Source organism: Tsukamurella spumae (assembly GCF_012396015.1).
Classification (GTDB): domain Bacteria; phylum Actinomycetota; class Actinomycetes; order Mycobacteriales; family Mycobacteriaceae; genus Tsukamurella; species Tsukamurella spumae.
In genome coordinates this window covers 1-19,790 of record NZ_JAAXOQ010000042.1, presented here as the reverse complement: position 1 = coordinate 19,790, position 19,790 = coordinate 1, and the positions used below count along the sequence as shown (strand labels likewise).

The window sequence follows — 19,790 nt, the reverse complement described above, 5'->3', positions numbered from 1 at the left end:
GCGGACATGGACGGAACCCGCCCGGCTGTCCATCGACACGTGATCGCCTGCTAACTTCCGACGGTGAGTGATTCCACGCCGGAGCAGGCGCTCAACGACCGCGTCCGGGACGCCTACCACGCCGTATCCGACGAGGCGCGCGCCGAGAAGGTCGCCAAACAGCACGCGCGCGGCAAGATGACGGCGCGCGAACGGGTCGCAGTACTGGCCAACGGCGGCTTCCACGAGTTCGGCGCCCTCGCCGGTCCGGGGCCGGCGCAGCAGGGCGCCGCTCCCCTGGTCGCGCCCGGCGACGGGGTGGTCACCGGGATCGGCTACGTCGACGGCCGGCCCGCCGCGATCGCCGCCTTCGACTTCACCGTCCTCGGCGGCAGCAACGGCGCCACCGGCATGGCCAAGCTCGATCGCTGCGCCGAACGCGCACTCCTCGACGAGATCCCGCTGATCATGCTCATGGACGGCGGCGGGCACCGCATGCAGGAGGCGCTCGACTCCCGCCTCGCGGCGCCGGGATCCCAACTCCTGCTGCGCCTCGCCGACCTCTCCGGGCACGTGCCGCTGGTCGCGGCGATGATGGGGCCCGGCTTCGGTGCCCCCGCGAACCTCTCCGCGTGCTGCGACTTCGTGACGATCGTCCGCGGCATGGGCACCATCGGCATCTCCTCGGCTCCGCTCGTCCGGGCGGCCACCGGCGAGGACCTCACCAACGACGAGATCGGCGGCGCGGACCTGCAGGCGCAGCGCGGCGTGGTCGACGTAGTGACCTCCGACGAGCAGGAGGCACTGGACTCGATCCGCGCGTTCCTGAGCTACCTCCCGCCGTCGGCGGCCGGACAGCCGCTGATCAACGCCGGCCCGCACCGTCCCGGCTACGGGGCGGAGACGATCGACACGATGATCCCCGCGTCGATGCGGCAGGCCTACGACGTCGTCGAGGTGATCGAGGCGATCGCGGACGTCGACAGCGTCTTCGAGGTCAAGCGCACGCACGCACCGAATCTCGTGACCACGTTGGTGCGCGTGGACGGCCGCCCGATGGGCGTCGTGGCCAACCAGCCGCGGGTCCACGCGGGCGCGCTCGACGCGCACGCGTGCGAGAAGGCCGCGCACTTCATCGCGGTGTGCGACGCCTTCGGCCTGCCGATCCTCATCCTCATCGACCTGCCCGGTTTCCTCGTCGGCGCGGGAGCAGAGGAGACGAACCTGGTGCGGCGCAGCGCCCGTCTCGGCTACGAGCTCAGCGCGGCCACGGTGCCCCGCTTCGTGATCGTCACCCGCAAGGCCTACGGCGCCGCATACATCGCCATGGGCGGCGGGCGCAGCATCCACGCGGACCTGTCCCTCGCGTGGCCCACCGCGGAGATCTGCGCCATTCCGATCGACAGCGCCGTCGACCTGGCGTTCCGGTCGCAGTACGAGTCGGCGCCCGACCCGGACCAGGCCCGCACCGATCTGATCACCCTGTTCAAGGCCAATGTCGACCCGTTGCTCGCGGCGGACGGATTCGGCATCGACGACGTGGTGCTGCCCTCAGCCACCCGACCGATGCTCGCCGAGGCACTGCAGCGGGTCAAACGTCGCCCTCCGCGGGTGCCGCAGAAACGACGGTCGATCTCCCCCATCTGACCCGCGTCCTGCCGGGTCCGCCCGGGCCCGCGCCGCTCACGCCCGACGGTGCCGCCGCACGGCATCGGTGTTGGCGCACCGCGGCGAACAGTAGGACTGGCGTCCGCCCCGGCTGGTATCGGCGAACACCCGATCGCAGCCCGCGCGGGCGCAGGTCCCGAGCCTGGTCCCCTCCGCCTCGGTGGTGAACACGGCGAGCCCGCCGGCGGTCACGGCCCGCACCCGCCCCAGCAGCGATTCCGTTTCCGGCGTGAAATGCAGATGCGGGCGCCAAGCGTCGTGCGCGGTGAGGTAGATCCCCGCCGTGCCCGCCGCCAGGAGCGCGTTGACGGCGTCGCACCGCTCGTCGACGGTGCCCGCGTCGAAGGGGCCGCGCAGCAGCGCCGTCCAGTCGTGCAGTCCGGCGATCGTGTCGACGTCCACGTCGATCCGGCGGATCTCGTGGTCGCGCAGGGCGCCCACCACACGCTCGGGAGTCCAGGCCCCGTCGGCCCGGAGATTGACCAGGTCGACCGAGAGCCGGACGCCGGTCATGTTGTCGTGATCGAACTGCACGCGACGATCATCCCGCCTTCGCCGCGATCTCGGGCCAGACGGTGGGGCACTCGGGCGCGACGAGCGCGATCCTCCGCACGCCGCACGAACAACGCTGGTACAGCACCACCCCCTCGCTGGTCGGATGGTGCGACTCGGTCACCCAGGAATGGGCCAGGTGCGTGATCTCGTTCATGCCCACCAGCGTGGAACGTGAGCATCAGGCGTTTCAACCGTTACATCCGCCGCCCCCGCCGCCCGTCGCAGCACGCCGCGCCGCGTACCCTAGGGGGGTATAATGCGATCATGTCGACGGAAGGAGTACCGGTGGCCACCGATGCGCACGCACCCGCTGTCGTGGACCTCGAGATCGACGGCATGACCTGCGCGTCGTGCGCGAACCGCATCGAACGCAAGCTCAGCAAGCTCGACGGAGTCACCGCCACCGTCAATTTCGCCACCGAACGGGCGCACGTCACCGCGCCGGCCGAGATGCCCGTCGAGCGGCTCGTCGAGGCGGTCGAGGGCGCCGGGTACGGCGCGCGGGTGCCGGCACCGTCGAACCCGGACGCCGAGGGCACCGCCGGACGCGACCGCGCGCCGGTCGACGCGCTGCGCCGGCGACTCGTGGTGAGCCTGGTGCTCAGCGTCCCCGTGATCGCCCTGGCGATGATCCCGGCGCTGCAGTTCCCGTACTGGCAGTGGGTCTCGCTCGCGCTCGCGACCCCCGTCGTGCTCTGGGGCGGCCTGCCCTTCCATCGCGCCACCTGGACCAACCTGCGCCACGGCGCGGCCACCATGGACACGCTGATCACGCTCGGCACCCTGGCCGCCTACGGCTGGTCGGTGTACGCCCTGATCTGGGGCACCGCGGGGATGCCGGGGATGACGCACCCGTTCCGGCTCACGATCGAGCGGACCGACGGTGCCGGCAACATCTACCTCGAGGCGGCCGCCGGTATCACCGTCTTCCTCCTCGCCGGCCGGTACTTCGAGGCCCTGAGCAAGCGTCGGGCCGGGGCCGCACTGCGCGCCCTGCTGGAGCTGGGTGCGAAGGACGCGACGCTGCTCCGCGACGGCATCGAGACGCCGATCCCCGTGGGCGAGTTGGTCGTCGGCGACGAGTTCGTCGTTCGACCGGGCGAGAAGGTCGCCACCGACGGGATCGTCGTGTCGGGCCAGTCCGCGATCGACGCCTCACTGCTCACCGGCGAGTCCGTGCCCGTCGAGGTACAGCCCGGCGACGCCGTGACCGGGGCGACCGTCAACGCCGGGGGCCGGATCGTCGTCCGGGCGACGCGCGTGGGATCCGATACCCAGCTCGCCCGGATGGGCCGCCTGGTCGAGGAGGCACAGGCCGGCAAGGCCCAGGTGCAGCGCCTCGCGGACCGCGTCTCCGCGGTCTTCGTGCCGATCGTGATCGTGCTCGCCGTCGCGACGCTGGCCTTCTGGCTCGGCACCGGCGCGTCGGCGTCGGCGGCGCTGACCGCCGCCGTGTCGGTCCTCATCATCGCCTGCCCGTGCGCGCTCGGGCTGGCCACGCCGACGGCCCTGCTCGTCGGCACCGGCCGCGGCGCGCAACTCGGGATCCTCATCAAGGGACCCGAGGCCCTGGAGTCCACCCGCCGGATCGACACGGTGCTGCTGGACAAGACGGGCACCGTGACCACCGGGATCATGCGGCTGCAGGCCGTGCACGCCGCCCCCGGCGAGGACGAGGACGAGGTGCTCGCCGTCGCAGCCGCGGTCGAGTCCGGCTCGGAACACCCGGTCGGCCGCGCGATCTCGGCCGCGGCGCCCGCGCCGGGCACCGTCGAACGATTCGCGAGCATTCCCGGCCTGGGCGTGCGCGGCACCGTCGGGGGCCGGACGGTGACCGCCGGACGCCCCGCGCTCCTCGGCGAGGAGGGCATGCCCCTTCCCGCGGAGCTGCGCGCACGGTTCGACGAGGCCCAGGCCCGCGGCGGGACGGCGGTGGTCGTCGGCTGGGACGGCGCCGCCCGCGGCGTCCTGGTCGTGGCCGACGAGGTCAAGCCCACCTCCGCGGACGCCGTGGCGCGCCTGGTCGGGCTGGGCCTGCGGCCGATCATGCTCACCGGCGACAACGAACGCGCCGCCCGGTCCATCGCCGCGCAGGTCGGCATCGACGAGGTGATCGCCGACGTGCTCCCCTCCGGGAAGGTCGACGCAGAGCGGCGCCTGCAGGTCGAGGGTCGCGTGGTCGCGATGGTCGGGGACGGGGTCAACGACGCGGCGGCGCTGGCGCTGGCGGACCTCGGCATCGCGATGGGGACCGGGACGGACGCGGCGATCGAGGCGGCGGACCTCACCCTGGTCAGCGGCGACCTGCGCACCGTCGTCGACGCGATCCGGCTCGCGCGCCGCACCCTGAGCACCATCCGGACGAACCTGTTCTGGGCATTCGCCTACAACGCGGCCGCACTCCCCCTCGCTGCTGCCGGACTGCTCAACCCGATGCTCGCCGGCGCCGCGATGGCGCTGTCCTCGGTGTTCGTGGTGAGCAACAGCCTGCGACTACGGGGCTTCCGGCCCCAGAAGGAATACTGATCGCCATGACCACTGAGACCGGCCACGAACACCATCATGGCTACATCTCCGACAAGGACGAGTACCTCAAGCGCCTGCGGCGCATCGAGGGGCAGGCCCGCGGCCTGCAGCGGATGGTCGAGGAGGAGAAGTACTGCATCGACATCCTCACGCAGGTCTCCGCGATGACCAAGGCGCTGCAGGCGGTCGGGCTCGGGCTCCTCGAGGACCACATGAGCCACTGCGTCGTGGACGCCGCACGATCCGGCGATGAGGCCGAGACCGCTGCCAAGATCAAGGAGGCGTCGGACGCGATCGCCCGGTTCACGCGCTGAACCACTGTTGCAGAAGGCTCGGTACGGGCGTCCGATCCCGGCTCGTGAGGATTTGCGCAAACCGCTCGCGTAAGCACGGCCGGTTACCGTACTATCGGTGTTGTCAGTGAAGTGAGACCTGTCTCACACTCCGACACCCTCACCCTTGCACCCGCCCGGCCCACACATCCCCGGGCGGGTGCTGGTGTGTTCGGGGGTTACTTCGCGTCGGCCGAGGCGAAGCGCGAGAGCGCGAGCAGTCGCGACGTGGCCCGCAGGTACTTCTTGCGGTAGCCCCCGGCGACCATCTCGGGCGTGAAGATCTCGTCCAGCTTCGCGCCGGACACGAGCACGGGGATGCCCGCGTCGTACAGCCGGTCCGCGAGCACGACGATGCGCAGCGCGACGGTCTGGTTGTCCGCGGGATGCACACCACTGATGCACACCTTGGAGATCCCCTCGACCAGCTGCTTGTACCGCGACGGGTGCAGTTTCGACAGGTGCTCGGACAGGGCGTCGAAGCTGTCGAGGGTCGCCGTCGGATCGGCCTCGGCGATCGCGACCAGCTCCTCGTCGGTGAGCGGGTCCGGCGCGGGCGGCAGGTCGCGGTGCCGGTAGTCCGGGCCGTCCACCCGCACCGACTCGAAGACCGAGCTGAGCTTGTTGATCTCGCGCAGGAAGTCCTGTGCCGCGAACCGTCCCTCGCCCAGCTGTCCGGGGAGCGTGTTCGACGTGGCGACGATGGACACGCCGCGCGCCGCGAGCTCGGTGAGCAGCCGCGACATCACCATCGTGTCGCCCGGATCGTCGAGCTCGAACTCGTCGATGCAGATCACCGTGTGGTCGGCGAGGTACTCGACGCACCGGTTGAAGCCCAGCGCGCCCACGAGGTGGGTGTACTCGACGAAGGTGCCGAAGGACTTCGGCGAGGGGACGCTGTGGAAGATCGACGCGAGGAGGTGGGTCTTACCGACGCCGAAGCCGCCGTCGAGGTACAGGCCGACGCCGTGCGGCGGCGTCCCCTTGCGGCCGAACAGGCCCTTCTTGTTGCGCTGCTTGGTCAGCTTGATCACGTCATCGACGAACCGCCGGCCGATCTTCACCGCCGCGGCCTGCGTGGGCTGGTTCGGGTCCGGGATGTAGCTGTCGAAGCTGACCTCGCTGAACATCTCCGGCGGGACCAGTTGCTCCACCATCTGCTCCGGCGTCACCGTCGGGTTGCGATCCACGAGATGCAGCGTCATGGGTGGTGATCATATCCGCTGGTCCGCCGCGTGAAGAAATCTCGCGCTACCGTCGTGACGTGATCGACCATCTGCCCACGGACGACGACGCCCTCGCCCGACGCTACGCCCACCCGTTCGCCGACGGGCGGGCCTTCGTGCGGGCCAACATGATCAGCTCGCTCGACGGCTCGGCGACCGCCGCGGGCCGGTCCGGCGGGCTCGGCGGCGACGGCGACCGACGCGTGTTCCGGGCGCTGCGCGAGCAGGCCGACGTCGTCCTGGTCGGTGCTGCGACGGTGCGCGACGAGGACTACGGCACGCCGGAACACCCCGCGCTGGCGATCGTCACCCGGGGCGAGGTCGCGCGCACGCCCCGCCTCCACCCACCCGGGCGCGAACCTCTCGTCTACTCGGGCGGGGGCGCCTCCGTGCACCTGCGCGAGGTCCTCTCCGACCTGTACCGACGCGGCTTCCGGCGCGTACTCGCCGAGGGCGGCCCCGGCGTGCTGGGTGCTCTCCTCGCCGACGGGCTCGTCGACGAGCTGTGCCTGACGATCGCCCCCAGGCTCGTCGGCGGCGACGGCCGACGCATCGTCGCGGGCCCCGATCTGCCGACCGACCACTGGCGTCGCCTGCAGGTCCTCGGCGACGACGAGGGCTTCCTGTACACGCGCTGGGCGCGGTGACGGTGCGCGAGCCCGCAGCGCCGCGCGCACGAGGGCTGACGCGCCTTCGACGCCGATCTGGCTAGGGTGAACGGCATGTCCCACCCGCGCACCCGTGCACTCGCCGTCGGCGCGTTCGCCGTGGCTCTGGCCGCGTCGGCGTGCGCCCCGATCCCGGCATCCACCCCCGAGTACGTGAGCGACTTCGGCAAGGGTGGCCGCGCACCGTCGTCCGCGGGACCGCAGGCACCGAAGGGTCCGGAGTGGAAGGCCCCCGGGAAGGACGCGCTGACCTGGCAGGACTGCACGGAGCGGCTCACCACCCGCTACGGCGCCCCGGCAGCGGGGAACGCGACACTGCAGTGCGCGTCGATCACCGTCCAGCTCGGCACGTCGCAGTCGCCGCTGCAGCTCGCGCTCACGCGTGCCGAGGTCCCCGGGACCCCCGACACGGCCGCCCCCCTCGTCCTGGTCGGCGGCACCGAGTTCACCGGCCAACGGGCGGTCGCGACCCTCGCGTCGGCCGACTCGCCGATCCTGAAGAACCGCCCCGTGGTCGCCGTGGAACGTCGCGGCATCGGCGCCTCCGCGGCGCTGACCTGCCGCAGCGCCGCCGATCGGGCGGTGCTGCGCAGCGGATTCACCGCCGGAGCGGACCTCGACACGCGGATCCGCACGATCGGGGAGGCCGCGCAGAGCGCCGCCACGGCCTGCGGCGACGCCTACCCCGCGACCCTCACCGAGTACACCGCCACCGCCGCCGCCGAGGACCTCGAGGCCCTCCGGACCGCCTGGAACGTACCGGCATTGGGACTCCTCGCCGTCGGCGACGGCTCCACGACGGCGCTCGCGTACGCCTCGAAGCACCCGAAGCAGGTCGCGCGCCTCGTGCTCGACTCCCCCGTCCGGTACGGGGGCACGGAGCTGCAGCGCGCCGAGGACGCCGCCCGGGGCCTGTCGGCGACCGTCGACGCCTTCGTCGCGCAATGCGGCCCCGCGTGCGCCCTGGGCGCCGACCCCGCCGCCGCGATGCGCGGGATCATCGACGACGCCGTCGCGGGCCGCCTGGGCGCGTTCACCGACACCGATGTCCGACGGGCCGTCCTCGTCACGCTCGGCATCGGGCCCGGGGACCGCGACGCGCGGATCTCGCGCCTGGCGACCGCCCTCCAGAGCGCCCGCACGGGCGACGCGGCCCCGCTGCGCGCCCTCCTGCGCACCGCCGACGACGCGCTCGGCAGCGACGGCCAGTTCGTCGCCCGCTGCTCCGATGCCACCACCAAGGCCTCCCCGGATCAGGTCAAGGCGCCGGCGCTGGCGTGGGGCCCGCAGTACCGGCTCGGCGCCGCCACCGCGCTCGACCTCAGCGCCTGCTCGGGCTGGCCCGCGATGTCGGCCCCGCCGGCGCTGACCGACCTGGAGGTGCCGTCGGTGGTCGCCACCTCGGCGGCGGATCCGCTCACCGCGCGTACCGCGCTCGACACGCTCACCGGCCAGCTCACCGTCGTCGGGGCGCAGCCCTCCGCGGTCACCTGGGCCGGGATCGGCGACGGTGCCGTGATCCGATCGTCGTGCGTCCAGAAGTCCCTGATCGCGTACCTCGACAGCCAGGACGCCCCCACGGTGCGCGGGTGCCCGGCCTGAAGCAGCCGGGCCCGACCGGGCCCGCGCGCACCGTCGGATACGGTTTACCGGTGTCGTCCCTCGCCCTGTCCCGGATGAAGTCCGATCCCGCGCTCGTCGCGAAGGCCGTGCTGTGGCCGCTCGCGATCCTCACGCTGCTGCAACGCCTGATCATCCTGGTCCCGAACGGCAACAAGACCGACGACTTCACCACCGTCTACGCGGCCGCCGTGCGCTTCCTGCGGCACGAGGCCGTGTACACCGAGAACTACGACACCGTCGACCCGCACTACCTGTACCCGCCGTCGGGCACCCTGGTCATGGCCCCGTTCGGGTACTTCGACCCGGAGACCGCGCGGTACCTCTTCGTGGGATTCAGCACGATCGCGCTGCTGGCGGCGCTCTACATCATGCTGCGGATGTTCGGCTACGGCCTGAACTCCGTGCTGGCCCCGGTCGTGCTGTTCTTCGCGGTCGCCACCGAGGCGGTCACGAGCACTCTCGTGTTCAGCAACTTCAACTGCTTCGTGCTGCTGGCCGAGGTGGCGGCGATGGCGCTGCTGCTCAAGCGCAAGGATCTGTGGGCGGGTGTCCCGCTGGGCCTGTCCTTCGCGGTCAAGCCGCTGCTGTTCGTGATGTTGCTCCTGATCATCGTGAACCGGCAGTGGAAGGCGATGATCGCCGCCGTCGGCATCCCCGTCGTGCTGATGGCCGGGGGCATGCTGCTCTCCGCGGACCGCACCGAGTTCTTCCACAAGACGCTCCCCTACCTCAGCGAGGCGCGGGACTACTACAACAGCTCGATCGCCGGCAATGCGCAGTACTTCGGCCTGCCGACCTGGCTCGACCTGTTCCTCCGCGCGGCCATCGTGGTCATGGCCGCGGTCACGCTGTGGCTGCTGTGGCGCTACTACCGCACGAGCAACGAGCTGCTGTGGCTCGCCACCTCCACCGGGACCCTGCTCACCACGTCATGGCTCGTACTGTCCCTCGGCCAGGGCTACTACTCGATGCTGCTGTTCCCGATGCTGATGACGGTGGTCTACCGCAGCTCCGTACTCGGCAACTGGGCGTCCTGGGTCGCGGTCTACGGCTTCCTCAGTTACGACAACTGGCTGTCCGGGAAGTGGCCCGCGTTCGGGCGCTCCCTCGCCTACCTCAAGTGCACCCTCGGCTGGTCGCTGCTGATCATCGTGCCCTTCTGCGTGCTGCTCTTCCGCTACCTCGACGCCCGCGCGGAGAACCGGCTCGACGAGGGCATCGACCGTCCGCTGCACCCCGACGAGGAGCCGGGCCGGCGGGAGCTGGCACAGTCCACCGCGCGCGGTTAGTTTGGAACCATGACTGAGCCCAAGCCGAAACTGCAACTGAGCGATTCGGAGTGGCGGCAGCGCCTGTCCGCGCCGGAATTCCGCGTACTGCGGCAGGCGGGCACCGAGGCACCGTTCACCGGCGAATACACCGACACCAAGACCTCCGGCGTGTACCGCTGCCGCGCGTGCGGCGAGGAGCTCTTCCGCTCGGACAGCAAGTTCGACTCCCATTGCGGCTGGCCGTCGTTCTTCTCCCCGCTCGCGGGCGAGAAGATCATCGAGCGGGTGGACACCTCGCTCGGAATGCGGCGGGTGGAGGTGCTGTGCGCCAACTGCGGCAGCCACCTCGGCCACGTCTTCGAGGGAGAGGGCTACGACACCCCCACCGACCTGCGCTACTGCATCAACAGCATCTCGATGCGCCTGGAGCCGGACGAGGCCTGAGCCCCGTCCGGCCGGACATCACGGTAGGGCGTTGACGAGCTCGCGCACGCCCACGCGCGGGCCCGAGAAGAACGGCGTCTCCTCGCGGGTGTGACGCCGCGCGTCCGTGGCCCGCAGGTCACGCATGAGGTCGACGATACGGTGCATCTCGGGTGCTTCGAAGGCCAGCAGCCACTCGTAGTCGCCGAGCGCGAAGGCCGGCACGGTGTTCGCCCGGACATCGGGGTAGCCGCGTGCGGCGCGCCCGTGGTCGGCCAGCATCTTGCGGCGCTCGTCATCGGGCAGCAGGTACCACTCGAGGCTGCGCACGAACGGGTACACGCAGATGTACGCGCCCGGGTCCTCCCCCGCGAGGAAGGCGGGGATGTGGCTCTTGTTGAACTCCGCGGGGCGGTGCAGCGCGGTGCTCGACCACACCGGGTCGCTCGCGCGGCCCAGCGCGGTGCCCCGCCGGAACTCGTTGTAGGCGGCCTGCAGATCCTCGAGCCGCTCTGCGTGCCACCAGATCATGAAGTCGGCGTCCGCCCGCATCCCGGCGATGTTGTAAACGCCGCGGACCACCAGATCGCCCTCCTGGATCTTCGCCAGGAAGGCCTCCGCCTCGGTCGCCGCCGCCGCGCGCTGCTCGTCGTCCCCGAGCTCCCCCGGGGAGATCGAGAACACCGAGAACATCAGGTAGCGAACAGTCGAATTGAGTTCCGCGTAATCCAGTTTGGCCATATCCCGATCGTAGTCCCGCGACCGGGACCGGCTCAGGACAGGTCGGTCAGGACGCGCTCCACCGCTCGCTCCGCGCGCGCGATGCAGGCCGGTACCCCGACACCGTCGAAGTAGGCTCCCGCCAGCGCCAGACCGCTCGGCGTGGCGGCATCGATCGCCGCCAGCGTCTCGCGATGTCCGGGCAGGTAGACCGGGATCCCCTCGTACCAACGCTGCACGTGCGCATGGGTCGGTTCGACGGTGACCCCCACGATGGTGGCCAGGTCGTCGCGCGCCGCGGCGATGAGGCCGGAATCGAGATCGTCGACGATCCGGCTCACGCCGAGGCGCCCGAAGGACAGCCGGACCGCGCCGTCCGGCAGGTGGTCCCACTTGCGGCCCGACAGGGTCAGGGCCTTGGCGCTGACCTGCTCGCGGCTCGCCACCAGCACACCCGAGAGCTCGGGCAGCTCCACATCGTCCGGCAGCCGCAGCGTCACCAGGGCCGAGCTCGCCGCGGGGATCTTCGACACCGCGGCACCGAGCTCCGGCAGGTTCGTACCCACCAGCCGAGCGACCTGCGGCGCCGGCACGGCGAGGACCACCGCGTCGAACAGCGAGCCGCGCAGGCTCCATCCGGGCCGGATCTCCGGCACCGGCGCGCCGAGCATGATCCGGTCGCCGAGCCGCTCCATGAGCGCGTCGAGCAGCTGCTGGTAGCCACCGCGGAAGGCGCCGAACACCGGGCTGTCGTCGGGCTCGCCGAGCACATCGCGCACGGCCTGCCCCAGCGACGGCGCACCGTCGTCGAGGCGGGCGGCGAGGGCGGGCAGCGCGGCGCGCACGGAGACGTCGTCGGCGTGCGCCGCGAACACCCCGGAGATCATCGGATCGACGCTGCGCTCGACCACCTCGTCGCCGAGCCGCGAGCGGACGAGGGCACCGATCGACGCATCGGCTCCGGCGTTCCAGCGCAACGGGATCCGCACCTCGTCGGCATCTCCTGGGATGCCCATCAGGGTACGGCCGAAGCCGCCGCGGAGGCCACCGTCGGCGAACAGCGCCGGGTGCCGTCCCGCGGGCTCGACCACCTCGTCGGCGAGGCCCAGCTCGGCCGCGAGGTCAAGGACCTCGGGGCGGCGCCGGAGGAAGGCCTCCGCGCCCACATCCAGGCGCTGGTCGCCCAGCATCGCCGACCGCAGCTTCCCGCCGACCCGGTTGCCCGATTCGAACACGGTGACCCGGGCGCCCGCCTGCTGCAGGCGGAGCGCGGCCACGAGCCCGGAGATGCCCGCCCCGACGACGACGACATTGCTCATAGTTCGTGCACCAGCTCGACGACGCGGGTGAGCACGTCCGGATCCGTCGCGGGCAGCACGCCGTGCCCGAGGTTGAACACGTGCCCTGTGGCGCCGGCGGCGACCGCCGCGTCGCCCTCGGCGACCACGCGCCGGACCTGCGCCTCGACGGTGTCCCGGTCGGCCATGAGAACGGCGGGGTCGAGGTTGCCCTGTAGTGCCCTGCCCGGCCCGACCCGGCCCGCCGCGACATCGAGCGGCGTGCGCCAGTCGACGCCCACGACATCGGCGCCGGCCTCGCCCATCGCGCCCAGGAGCTCGCCCGTGCCCACACCGAAGTGGAACGCGGGCAACGCGGGAGCGGACTCCCTCAGTGCGGCGAAGACGCGTTCCGAGTGCGGCTGCACGTACGTGCGGTAGTCGGCGAGCGAGAGCGCCCCGGCCCACGAGTCGAACAGTTGGAAGGCCTGCGCGCCGGCGTCGGCCTGCGCCCGCAGGAAGGTGATCGCGATGTCGCCGAGCTTGCCCAGCAACGCGTTCCAGGTGTCCGGGTCCGAGTACATGAGCGCCTTGGTGCGCTCGTGATTGCGGCTGGGACCGCCCTCCACCAGGTAGGAGGCCAGCGTGAAGGGCGCGCCCGAGAAGCCGATGAGCGCGACGCCCGCGGGCAGCTCGCCGCGCAGCATCCGCACGGCCTCCGCCACCGGCGCGACCTGCTCGGGATCGAGCTCCGGCATGGCCGCGACAGCGGCGGCGTCCCGGACCGGCTGCTCGATGACGGGACCGATCCCACTGACGATGTCGAGGTCGATGCCCGCGGCCTTGAGCGGCACGACGATGTCGGAGAACAGGATGGCGGCGTCCGTGCGGTGCCGGCGCACCGGCTGGAGCGTGATCTCGCACACCAGATCGGGGCGGAAGCACGACTGCAGCATGCCGATTCCCTCGCGCACCTTGCGGTACTCGGGCAGCGAACGGCCCGCCTGACGCATGAACCACACCGGCCGACGCGAGGGCGTCGCGCCCGTCGCGGCGGCGAGGAGCGGGTAGGCGACCGCGTCGTCCCTCGTCGACTCGTCCTTGGTACTCATCGCCGTCGATCATGTCATGACTGCGGCGGCGTGGGCTCGCGGCCTGCGGCGCGCCTCCGCCGAGAGGGCCGGCTTTGCGGCTACGGTCACGGTTTGTGAGCCAACCAGGAACGGGTGCCGACGGGGCGACCGACGGAGCGGGGCAGCGCGGCGCCGAGCCGGAGCCCTTCCGCGTCGCCGTCGAATCCCTGCACACGGCGACGGTGCGCCCGGAGATCGAGATCGGGAGCATTCGCCCCCCGCAACGGCTCGCGCCCTACAGCTACGCGCTCGGCGCAGAGGTGCGCTCACCCGAGACCGATGTCGTCCCCGAGTACTCCGACGGGGAGACCTTCGGCCGCCTGATCCTGCTCTACGACCCGCACGGGCACGAGGCGTGGAACGGCCTGATGCGGCTCGTCGCGTACGTGCAGTCCGAGGTCGACGAGTCGCTCGCCTCCGATCCGCTGCTGCCGGAGGTCGCGTGGAGCTGGCTCACCGATGCGCTCGCCGAGCGCGGCCAGGAGGTCACCGCCCTGGGCGGCACCGTCACCGCCACGACATCGGTGCGCTACGGCGACATCGCCGGACCGCCTCGCGCGCATCAGCTCGAACTGCGCGCGTCGTGGACCCCGCTGAGCGAGAACCTGTCCGGGCACGTCGAGGCGTTCTGCTCGGTGCTGGAGATGGCCGCCGGGCTGCCCCCGGCCGGCATCACCCGACTCGGGTCGTAGGCCGACCGTGGCGAAGGCCCCCGCGGAACCCGTTCCCGGCATTCCCCTGACCGAGCCCGACGAGGGCGTCCCCGAGCCCCTGACCACCGTGGAGGAGTTCGCCGAGTGCGCGGCCGCGCTGGTGCGCGGGAGCGGCCCCGTCGCCCTCGACACCGAGCGCGCCTCCGGATTCACCTACTCCTCCCGCGCGTACCTGATCCAGATCAAGCGGACCGGTTCCGGGCTGTTCCTGCTGGACCCGATCCACGAGCCCGAGGGGCTCGCGCCCGTCATCGGAGCACTGCGGGGCGTCGAATGGGTGCTGCACGCTGCCGATCAGGACCTGCCCTGCCTTCGCGACGACGGTTTCGTCTGCGACGAACTGTTCGATACCGAGCTCGCCGGGCGGCTGCTGGGCGCGCCGCGGGTGAACCTGGCCGCGATGACCTCCGAGTACACGGGATACGCGCTGGCGAAGGGGCACGGTGCCGCCGACTGGAGCACCCGCCCGCTGCCGCACGACTGGCTCAACTACGCCGCCCTCGACGTCGAGGTCCTCGTGGACCTGCGCGACGAGGTGTACGAGCGCCTCGATGACGCGGGGAAGCTGCAGTGGGCGCTCGAGGAATTCGAGTACGAGCGCACCCGGCCGGAGCCGCCGCCGAAGCAGGATCCGTGGCGTCGACTGTCGGGGCTGAGCACCCTGCGCAACCGCCGCCAGCTGGCCCGCGCCCGCGAGCTGTGGCTCGCGCGCGACGAGATGGCAGAGCAGCGCAATGTCGCGCCGGGGCGGACCCTGCCCGATGCGGCGATCGTCAACGCCGCCGCGAAGAACCCGGCCTCGGAGGCGGAGCTGACCGCATTGCCGGTGTTCGGCGGCCCCAGGATGCGTCGATCGGCGAAGCGCTGGATGTCGGCGATCGACCGCGCCAACGCACTGCCGGACGCCAAGCTCCCCCCGCTGCACGGCCCGCGCAACGGCATGCCCGCCAACAACCGGTGGGCCAAGTCGAATCCCGAAGCCGCCGAGCGGCTCGCGAAGGTCCGGGCCGCGCTGGCCGAGATCTCCGACGAGGTCGCCGTGCCCGTCGAGAACCTGCTGCCCACCGACGCCGTCCGGCAGTTGTGCTGGGAGGGTGGCGCCGCGGGCGTCACCCAGGTCGACGATGCCCTGGCCGGGTCGGGTGCGCGCAACTGGCAGCGACGCCTGACGGTGCCCGCCGTCGCCGCCGCGCTCTCCTGAGCCCGACGTTCGGGCCGGCGAGGTTACCGACCGGTTTCGCCCCGATGGTGTGAACGGGCCGTTACAGTCCGAGGACGGCCCTGAGCAAGCGCATAGTCGCGACTGGATGTTTCTGCCATTCCGGGTTGCTGCGCGGCCTCGGTGTGCCGACCGGGAGGAACCCATGCTGAAGAAATCACTGCGCGCCGCGGTCCTGTTGGGTGCGGTCGCGCTGGCCACCACCGCGTGCGGATCGACCTCGGACTCCGCGGCGCCCGGTCCCAGCGCGCCCTCGCCATCGAGTTCCGGCGCCACTCCGGCACCGGTCCCCACTTCGGTGGCACGGATGAAGATCCTGATGTTCGACGACGACTCGGTGCAGGGGGTCAAGCCGAACGGCAGTGACGGCCTGGGCCTGTACCGCATGCGGCAGGCGCTGTGCAGGGCCGGCGCGGACGTGCTCGTCGTGGGCCCGTGGACGGTGCAGAGCGGACAGGGTAGCCGACTCACCCTGACCGGCACGGCCACCGTCCAAGAGGTGAAGCCACCGCCCGGGTTCGATGCCGACTGCGCAGGTGCACCGTCCGCGGGCAAGGTCTTCGGGGTGTGCACCTCGGCCGCACCGTGCGTTGCCCCGTCGGGAACCGAACCCGGTTCACAGAGCGCGTCTCCCACCGACGCCGCGAACATCGCCCTGAAGAAGTTCATCCCGGACAACTACTGGAAGGACGGCCCGGATCTCGTGGTCTCGGGCATCAACTACGGCCAGAACGACGCGGTCAACGTCGTCGGCTCGGGCACCGTGAACGCCGCGCTCGCCGCACACCGTTCGGGCAAACCTGCGATCGCGGTCAGCGAGGAGGCCACCGTCGGCTGTCTGACGTCGGGCACGGACTGCCCCGAGTACACGCGCGCCGCGGACTTCACGGTGAATCTGATCAACCAGTTGGCGGCCGACAACATGATCACCTCGCAGACCTTCCTCAACGTGAACTACCCGCACCTGGCTCCCGGCGAGCAACCGCGTGAGCCGAAGCTGGGTGTCCTCGGCAATTGCTCCAGTCTCAACGTCGGCCCGACGGGCACCGTCGGGCCCGACGGTGGCACGTACACCCTGACCATGCTACCCGCCTGCAAGGACACCACCGCGAACGCCGACGTACTGGCGCTGGCGGACAAGCACATCTCCGTCGTTCAGTTGGACGGGGATTGGACCGCACCGTCGACCTCGGCGGACAACGACAAGCTCGAAGGCGTTCTCCGGAAAGTGAAGTAGGCCCGAACGCGGACGGCCCGGCACCCCCGGAGGGGGCCTACAGGCCGCCCGCGTTCCGGCCGGACACCGGCTCCTGAGCGATGGCCGCGGGGGCGCAGGCCGTGACCCAACCGGTGATGCGGAACGCGATCTCCGACGGGGTCAGACCCAGCGTGTTGAGGATCTCGCCACGGGAGGCGTGGTCGAGGAAGGCCTGCTCGATGCCGAGCACTCGGGTGGGGACGTCCACCTCGGCCCTCTGCAGCGCCGCGGTCACCGCGGAACCGATGCCGCCCGCCACACCGTTGTCCTCCAGCGTGACGACGAGCTGATGCGTGCGGGCCAGGTCCACGACGGACGCCGGCACCGGCAGCACCCAGCGCGGATCCACGACCGTGGCCGAGATGCCCTGGTCCCGCAGCCGCGCGGCCACGTCGACGGCGGTGTGGGCGAACGCGCCGACCGCGACGAGGAGCACGTCCGCACCGCGGGCGTCGTCCTCGACCAGCACGTCGACACCGTCGGGCAGGCGGCGCACGGCCTCGAGGTCCGCGGGGACCGCGCCCTTGCCGTACCGGACGAGCGTGGGCGCATCGTCGACGGCCAGGGCCTCCGCGAGTTCCTCGCGCAGGCGGGTGGCGTCGCGCGGCACCGCGGCACGCAGGCCGGGCACGATCGCGGCGAGCGAGAGGTCCCACATGCCGTGGTGGCTGGCACCGTCGGGCCCGGTGACCCCGGAGCGGTCGAGCACGACCGTGACGCCCTGCTTCAGCAGCGCGACGTCCATGAGGAGCTGATCGAAGGCCCGGTTGAGGAAGGTGGCGTACAGCGCGACCACGGGGTGCATGCCGCCCAGCGCGAGGCCGGCCGCCGAGGTCAGCGCGTGCTGCTCCGCGATGCCCACGTCGTACATCCGGTCCGGGAACTTGCGGCCGAAGTCGGCGACGCCCACCGGCTCGGCCATCGCGCCGGTGATGGCGACGATGTCCGAGCGCTTCTCGCCGTGCGCGAGAAGCTCCTCCGCGAACACCGACGTCCAGTCGGCCCCGCTGCCCCCGCCCACCGGCAGGCCGGTGGCGGGATCGATGACGCCGATGCCGTGCATCTGGTCGGCCTCGTGGTTCTCCGCGTGCTCGTAGCCGTTGCCCTTGCGGGTGATCGCGTGCACCACGACGGGGCCGCCGAAGTCCTTGGCGCGCCGCAGCGCGGCCTCCACGGCCGCCTCGTCGTGCCCGTCGATCGGACCGAGGTACTTCAGGCCGAGGTCCGCGAACAGCGCCTGCGGGCTGACCATGTCCTTGATGCCGGTCTTCATGCCGTGCAGCACGGAGTACGCGGGCTCGCCGAGCACGGGGACGTTGCGCAGCCGCCGCCGCGCCTCCCCCAGCAAACGCTCGTACTCGGGCTGGGTGCGCAGGCCGGACAGGTGGGTGGCCAGGCCACCGATCGTGGGCGCGTAGGAGCGGCCGTTGTCGTTGACGACGACGACCACCGGCCGGTCGGACGCGGCGATGTTGTTCAGGGCCTCCCAGCACATCCCGCCCGTCAGGGCGCCGTCACCGACCACCGCGACGACGGTGCGCTTCTCCCCCTTCAGCGCGAAGGCCTTCGCCAGTCCGTCGGCGTAGCTCAACGCCGCCGACGCGTGGGAGGACTCCACCCAGTCGTGCTCGGACTCGGCCCGGCACGGATAGCCGGACAGGCCGCCGGCCTGCCGCAGTGTGTCGAAACCGTCACGCCGACCGGTGAGGATCTTGTGCACGTAAGCCTGGTGCCCGGTGTCGAAGAGCACCGGGTCCACCGGCGAGTCGAAGACCCGGTGGATCGCCATCGTGAGCTCGACCACGCCGAGGTTCGGGCCGAGGTGCCCGCCCGTCGCCGAGACCTTCTCCACGAGGAAGTCACGGATCTCCCCGGCCAGCGCAGTGAGCTGGTCCTGGTCCAGCCGACGCAGGTCGCGTGGGGACTCGATGGTGCTCAGCAGGTTCATATCCCTCGTGTCTACTCCCGTGAGAGGTGCTCCGCCCACCTTACCGGCCACGCCGATCCTCGTGCCCCGGCACCAGAACGGCGAAGGCCTCCAGGTGATGGGTTCCGGGGAAGGCGTCGTACGCGGATATCCGGGCCACGCGGTAGCCGTTCTCGCACGCCGCGCCCAGGTCTCGGGCGAACGCTGCGGGATCGCAGCCGACGTGCACGATCGCCCCCGGGGCGGCCGCGGTGATCGCGGTCATGACCGCCGCCCCCGCGCCGGTACGCGGCGGGTCCAGCACCACGGTCGACGGTGCGCGGAGCCCCGTGAGCCGCGAGGCGACGTCACCCCGATGGAACACGACGGACTCGTGCGCCAGGGTCTGCTTCCCGGCGGCGATGGCACCGCCCGAGGTCTCCACGACGTCCACCGACATGCCCTCGTCGACCAGCGCGCCCGCGAGCACGCCCGCGCCGCCGTACAGGTCCCAGGCGTGGCCCGGGCCGCTCCCGAACTGGGCGACGCCGCCGCCGACGAGCGCGGCGTAGCGGGTCGCGGCGTCGCGATGGGCCTGCCAGAAGCCGCCCACCGGGATCCTCCACGAGCGCGCGCCCACCCGGTACTCGGCGAGGGCGTTGCCGGACAGCGTCTTCGCCGGCCGCCCGCGCCGGGCGGGGACCGCGGCGTGTGCGGCGCCGGCGTCGTCGAGCACGAGCGCGACCTCGGTGCCGGGTTCGGCGCGCACGGCTCCCGCGAGGTCCGTCAGCGCGGCGGGCAGCTGCGCGCAGGGGGCGACGACGACCGCTCCGCTGCGGAAGGCGTGTTGCCCGAGCGCGCCCGCATCGTCGGCCACCAGACGCGCGCGGTGCCGCCATCCGGTGACCGGGGCGTCGGACAGGGGCTCGACGGTGGGCTCGAGCGCGCCCGGCTCGAAGCCCCCGAACCGCGCCAGCAGGTCGTGCAGGACGTCCGTCTTGAGTTCCCGCTGGTACGCGGGGGTGGTGAAGGTCAGGTCGCAGCAGCCCGCTCCGGCCGCCGCGGCGGTGCAGGCCTCGGCGATGCGGTGCGGCGACGCCTCGAGGACCTCGACCGTGCTCGCGCGGGCGTAGGACTTCTTCACCTCGGTGACCCGGGCGCGCACCGTGGCACTGTCACGTTAGTCGAAACGCATAGCGGTGAAGCCTATTTGGGACAGGCTTTTGCGGGACACACTCGGGCCGTTCACTTTCAGGCGGCGGAATCGGTCGCGGTGACGTGCTGCCAGACCGC

Annotated in this window: 18 protein-coding genes; 10 read left to right on the top strand and 8 right to left on the bottom strand. The window is 71.7% G+C overall.

Annotated elements, in window-relative coordinates; all coding sequences use genetic code 11:
• Positions 1-63 precede the first annotated feature (63 nt).
• Complete coding sequence (locus HF999_RS20640; RefSeq protein ID WP_168547687.1) at positions 64-1,626, top strand: acyl-CoA carboxylase subunit beta; 1,563 nt, start codon at positions 64-66, stop codon at positions 1,624-1,626.
• Positions 1,627-1,662: 36 nt separating this feature from the next.
• Here HF999_RS20640 and HF999_RS20635 read toward each other — a convergent pair whose 3' ends face one another.
• Together HF999_RS20635 and HF999_RS20630 are read right to left on the bottom strand one after the other, a co-directional pair.
• Entirely contained in the window at positions 1,663-2,181 is a 519-nt protein-coding gene (locus HF999_RS20635) for a CGNR zinc finger domain-containing protein (protein ID WP_168547686.1), read from the bottom strand.
• 7 nt (positions 2,182-2,188) lie between these two features.
• Complete coding sequence (locus HF999_RS20630) at positions 2,189-2,356, bottom strand: hypothetical protein (protein ID WP_168547672.1); 168 nt, start codon at positions 2,354-2,356, stop codon at positions 2,189-2,191.
• A gap of 110 nt (positions 2,357-2,466) precedes the next feature.
• Here HF999_RS20630 and HF999_RS20625 point away from each other — a divergent pair, with 110 nt between their 5' ends.
• Positions 2,467-4,728, top strand: a complete 2,262-nt coding sequence (locus tag HF999_RS20625) for a heavy metal translocating P-type ATPase (RefSeq protein WP_168547685.1) — start codon at positions 2,467-2,469, stop codon at positions 4,726-4,728.
• 5 nt (positions 4,729-4,733) lie between these two features.
• A complete protein-coding gene (locus HF999_RS20620; RefSeq protein WP_168547684.1) occupies positions 4,734-5,042 on the top strand; it encodes a metal-sensitive transcriptional regulator in 309 nt (102 codons plus the stop codon).
• A gap of 197 nt (positions 5,043-5,239) precedes the next feature.
• Here HF999_RS20620 and zapE read toward each other — a convergent pair whose 3' ends face one another.
• The gene (gene zapE / locus HF999_RS20615) at positions 5,240-6,265 is read right to left on the bottom strand and encodes a cell division protein ZapE (protein WP_168547683.1); all 1,026 of its coding nucleotides are present in this window, start codon (positions 6,263-6,265) and stop codon (positions 5,240-5,242) included.
• 59 nt (positions 6,266-6,324) lie between these two features.
• On the opposite strand from zapE, the gene HF999_RS20610 reads away from it, so the two are divergent.
• From HF999_RS20610 to msrB, 4 genes are all read left to right on the top strand, one after another.
• Entirely contained in the window at positions 6,325-6,933 is a 609-nt protein-coding gene (locus HF999_RS20610) for a dihydrofolate reductase family protein (RefSeq protein ID WP_312854225.1), read from the top strand.
• 75 nt (positions 6,934-7,008) lie between these two features.
• Positions 7,009-8,556, top strand: a complete 1,548-nt coding sequence (locus HF999_RS20605) for an alpha/beta fold hydrolase (RefSeq protein ID WP_168547682.1) — start codon at positions 7,009-7,011, stop codon at positions 8,554-8,556.
• A gap of 74 nt (positions 8,557-8,630) precedes the next feature.
• Positions 8,631-9,866: a glycosyltransferase family 87 protein gene (locus HF999_RS20600; protein WP_168547694.1), complete on the top strand. Its 1,236-nt coding sequence runs from the start codon at positions 8,631-8,633 to the stop codon at positions 9,864-9,866.
• A 9-nt stretch (positions 9,867-9,875) separates the two neighbouring features.
• Positions 9,876-10,292 (top strand): peptide-methionine (R)-S-oxide reductase MsrB, encoded by a 417-nt coding sequence (msrB, locus tag HF999_RS20595; RefSeq protein ID WP_168547681.1) that lies wholly within the window; start codon positions 9,876-9,878, stop codon positions 10,290-10,292.
• Between the two features lie 18 nt (positions 10,293-10,310).
• Here msrB and hemQ read toward each other — a convergent pair whose 3' ends face one another.
• Genes hemQ through hemE form a run of 3 tightly spaced genes read right to left on the bottom strand, consistent with a single transcriptional unit; the run spans position 10,311 to position 13,380 of the window.
• Positions 10,311-11,012: a hydrogen peroxide-dependent heme synthase gene (hemQ, locus tag HF999_RS20590; RefSeq protein WP_168547680.1), complete on the bottom strand. Its 702-nt coding sequence runs from the start codon at positions 11,010-11,012 to the stop codon at positions 10,311-10,313.
• A 32-nt stretch (positions 11,013-11,044) separates the two neighbouring features.
• Positions 11,045-12,310 (bottom strand): protoporphyrinogen oxidase, encoded by a 1,266-nt coding sequence (gene hemG / locus HF999_RS20585; protein ID WP_168547679.1) that lies wholly within the window; start codon positions 12,308-12,310, stop codon positions 11,045-11,047.
• Positions 12,307-13,380, bottom strand: a complete 1,074-nt coding sequence (gene hemE / locus HF999_RS20580; protein WP_168547678.1) for a uroporphyrinogen decarboxylase — start codon at positions 13,378-13,380, stop codon at positions 12,307-12,309. Before hemE ends, hemG begins: the two co-directional genes overlap by 4 nt.
• Before the next feature lie 95 nt (positions 13,381-13,475).
• On the opposite strand from hemE, the gene HF999_RS20575 reads away from it, so the two are divergent.
• The 3 genes from HF999_RS20575 to surE all read left to right on the top strand — a co-directional run bounded on the left by HF999_RS20575 (position 13,476) and on the right by surE (position 16,570).
• A complete protein-coding gene (locus HF999_RS20575) occupies positions 13,476-14,093 on the top strand; it encodes a DUF3000 domain-containing protein (RefSeq protein WP_168547677.1) in 618 nt (205 codons plus the stop codon).
• Positions 14,094-14,100: 7 nt separating this feature from the next.
• Positions 14,101-15,315, top strand: coding sequence for an HRDC domain-containing protein (locus HF999_RS20570; RefSeq protein ID WP_168547676.1), 1,215 nt, complete (start codon positions 14,101-14,103; stop codon positions 15,313-15,315).
• 163 nt (positions 15,316-15,478) lie between these two features.
• A complete protein-coding gene (surE, locus tag HF999_RS20565) occupies positions 15,479-16,570 on the top strand; it encodes a 5'/3'-nucleotidase SurE (protein WP_168547675.1) in 1,092 nt (363 codons plus the stop codon).
• Between the two features lie 37 nt (positions 16,571-16,607).
• Here the strand turns inward: surE and dxs are convergent, their stop codons facing one another.
• The gene (dxs, locus tag HF999_RS20560) at positions 16,608-18,539 is read right to left on the bottom strand and encodes a 1-deoxy-D-xylulose-5-phosphate synthase (RefSeq protein WP_168547674.1); all 1,932 of its coding nucleotides are present in this window, start codon (positions 18,537-18,539) and stop codon (positions 16,608-16,610) included.
• A 40-nt stretch (positions 18,540-18,579) separates the two neighbouring features.
• Positions 18,580-19,662: a class I SAM-dependent RNA methyltransferase gene (locus HF999_RS23095; RefSeq protein WP_168547673.1), complete on the bottom strand. Its 1,083-nt coding sequence runs from the start codon at positions 19,660-19,662 to the stop codon at positions 18,580-18,582.
• Between the last annotated feature and the right edge of the window lie 128 nt (positions 19,663-19,790).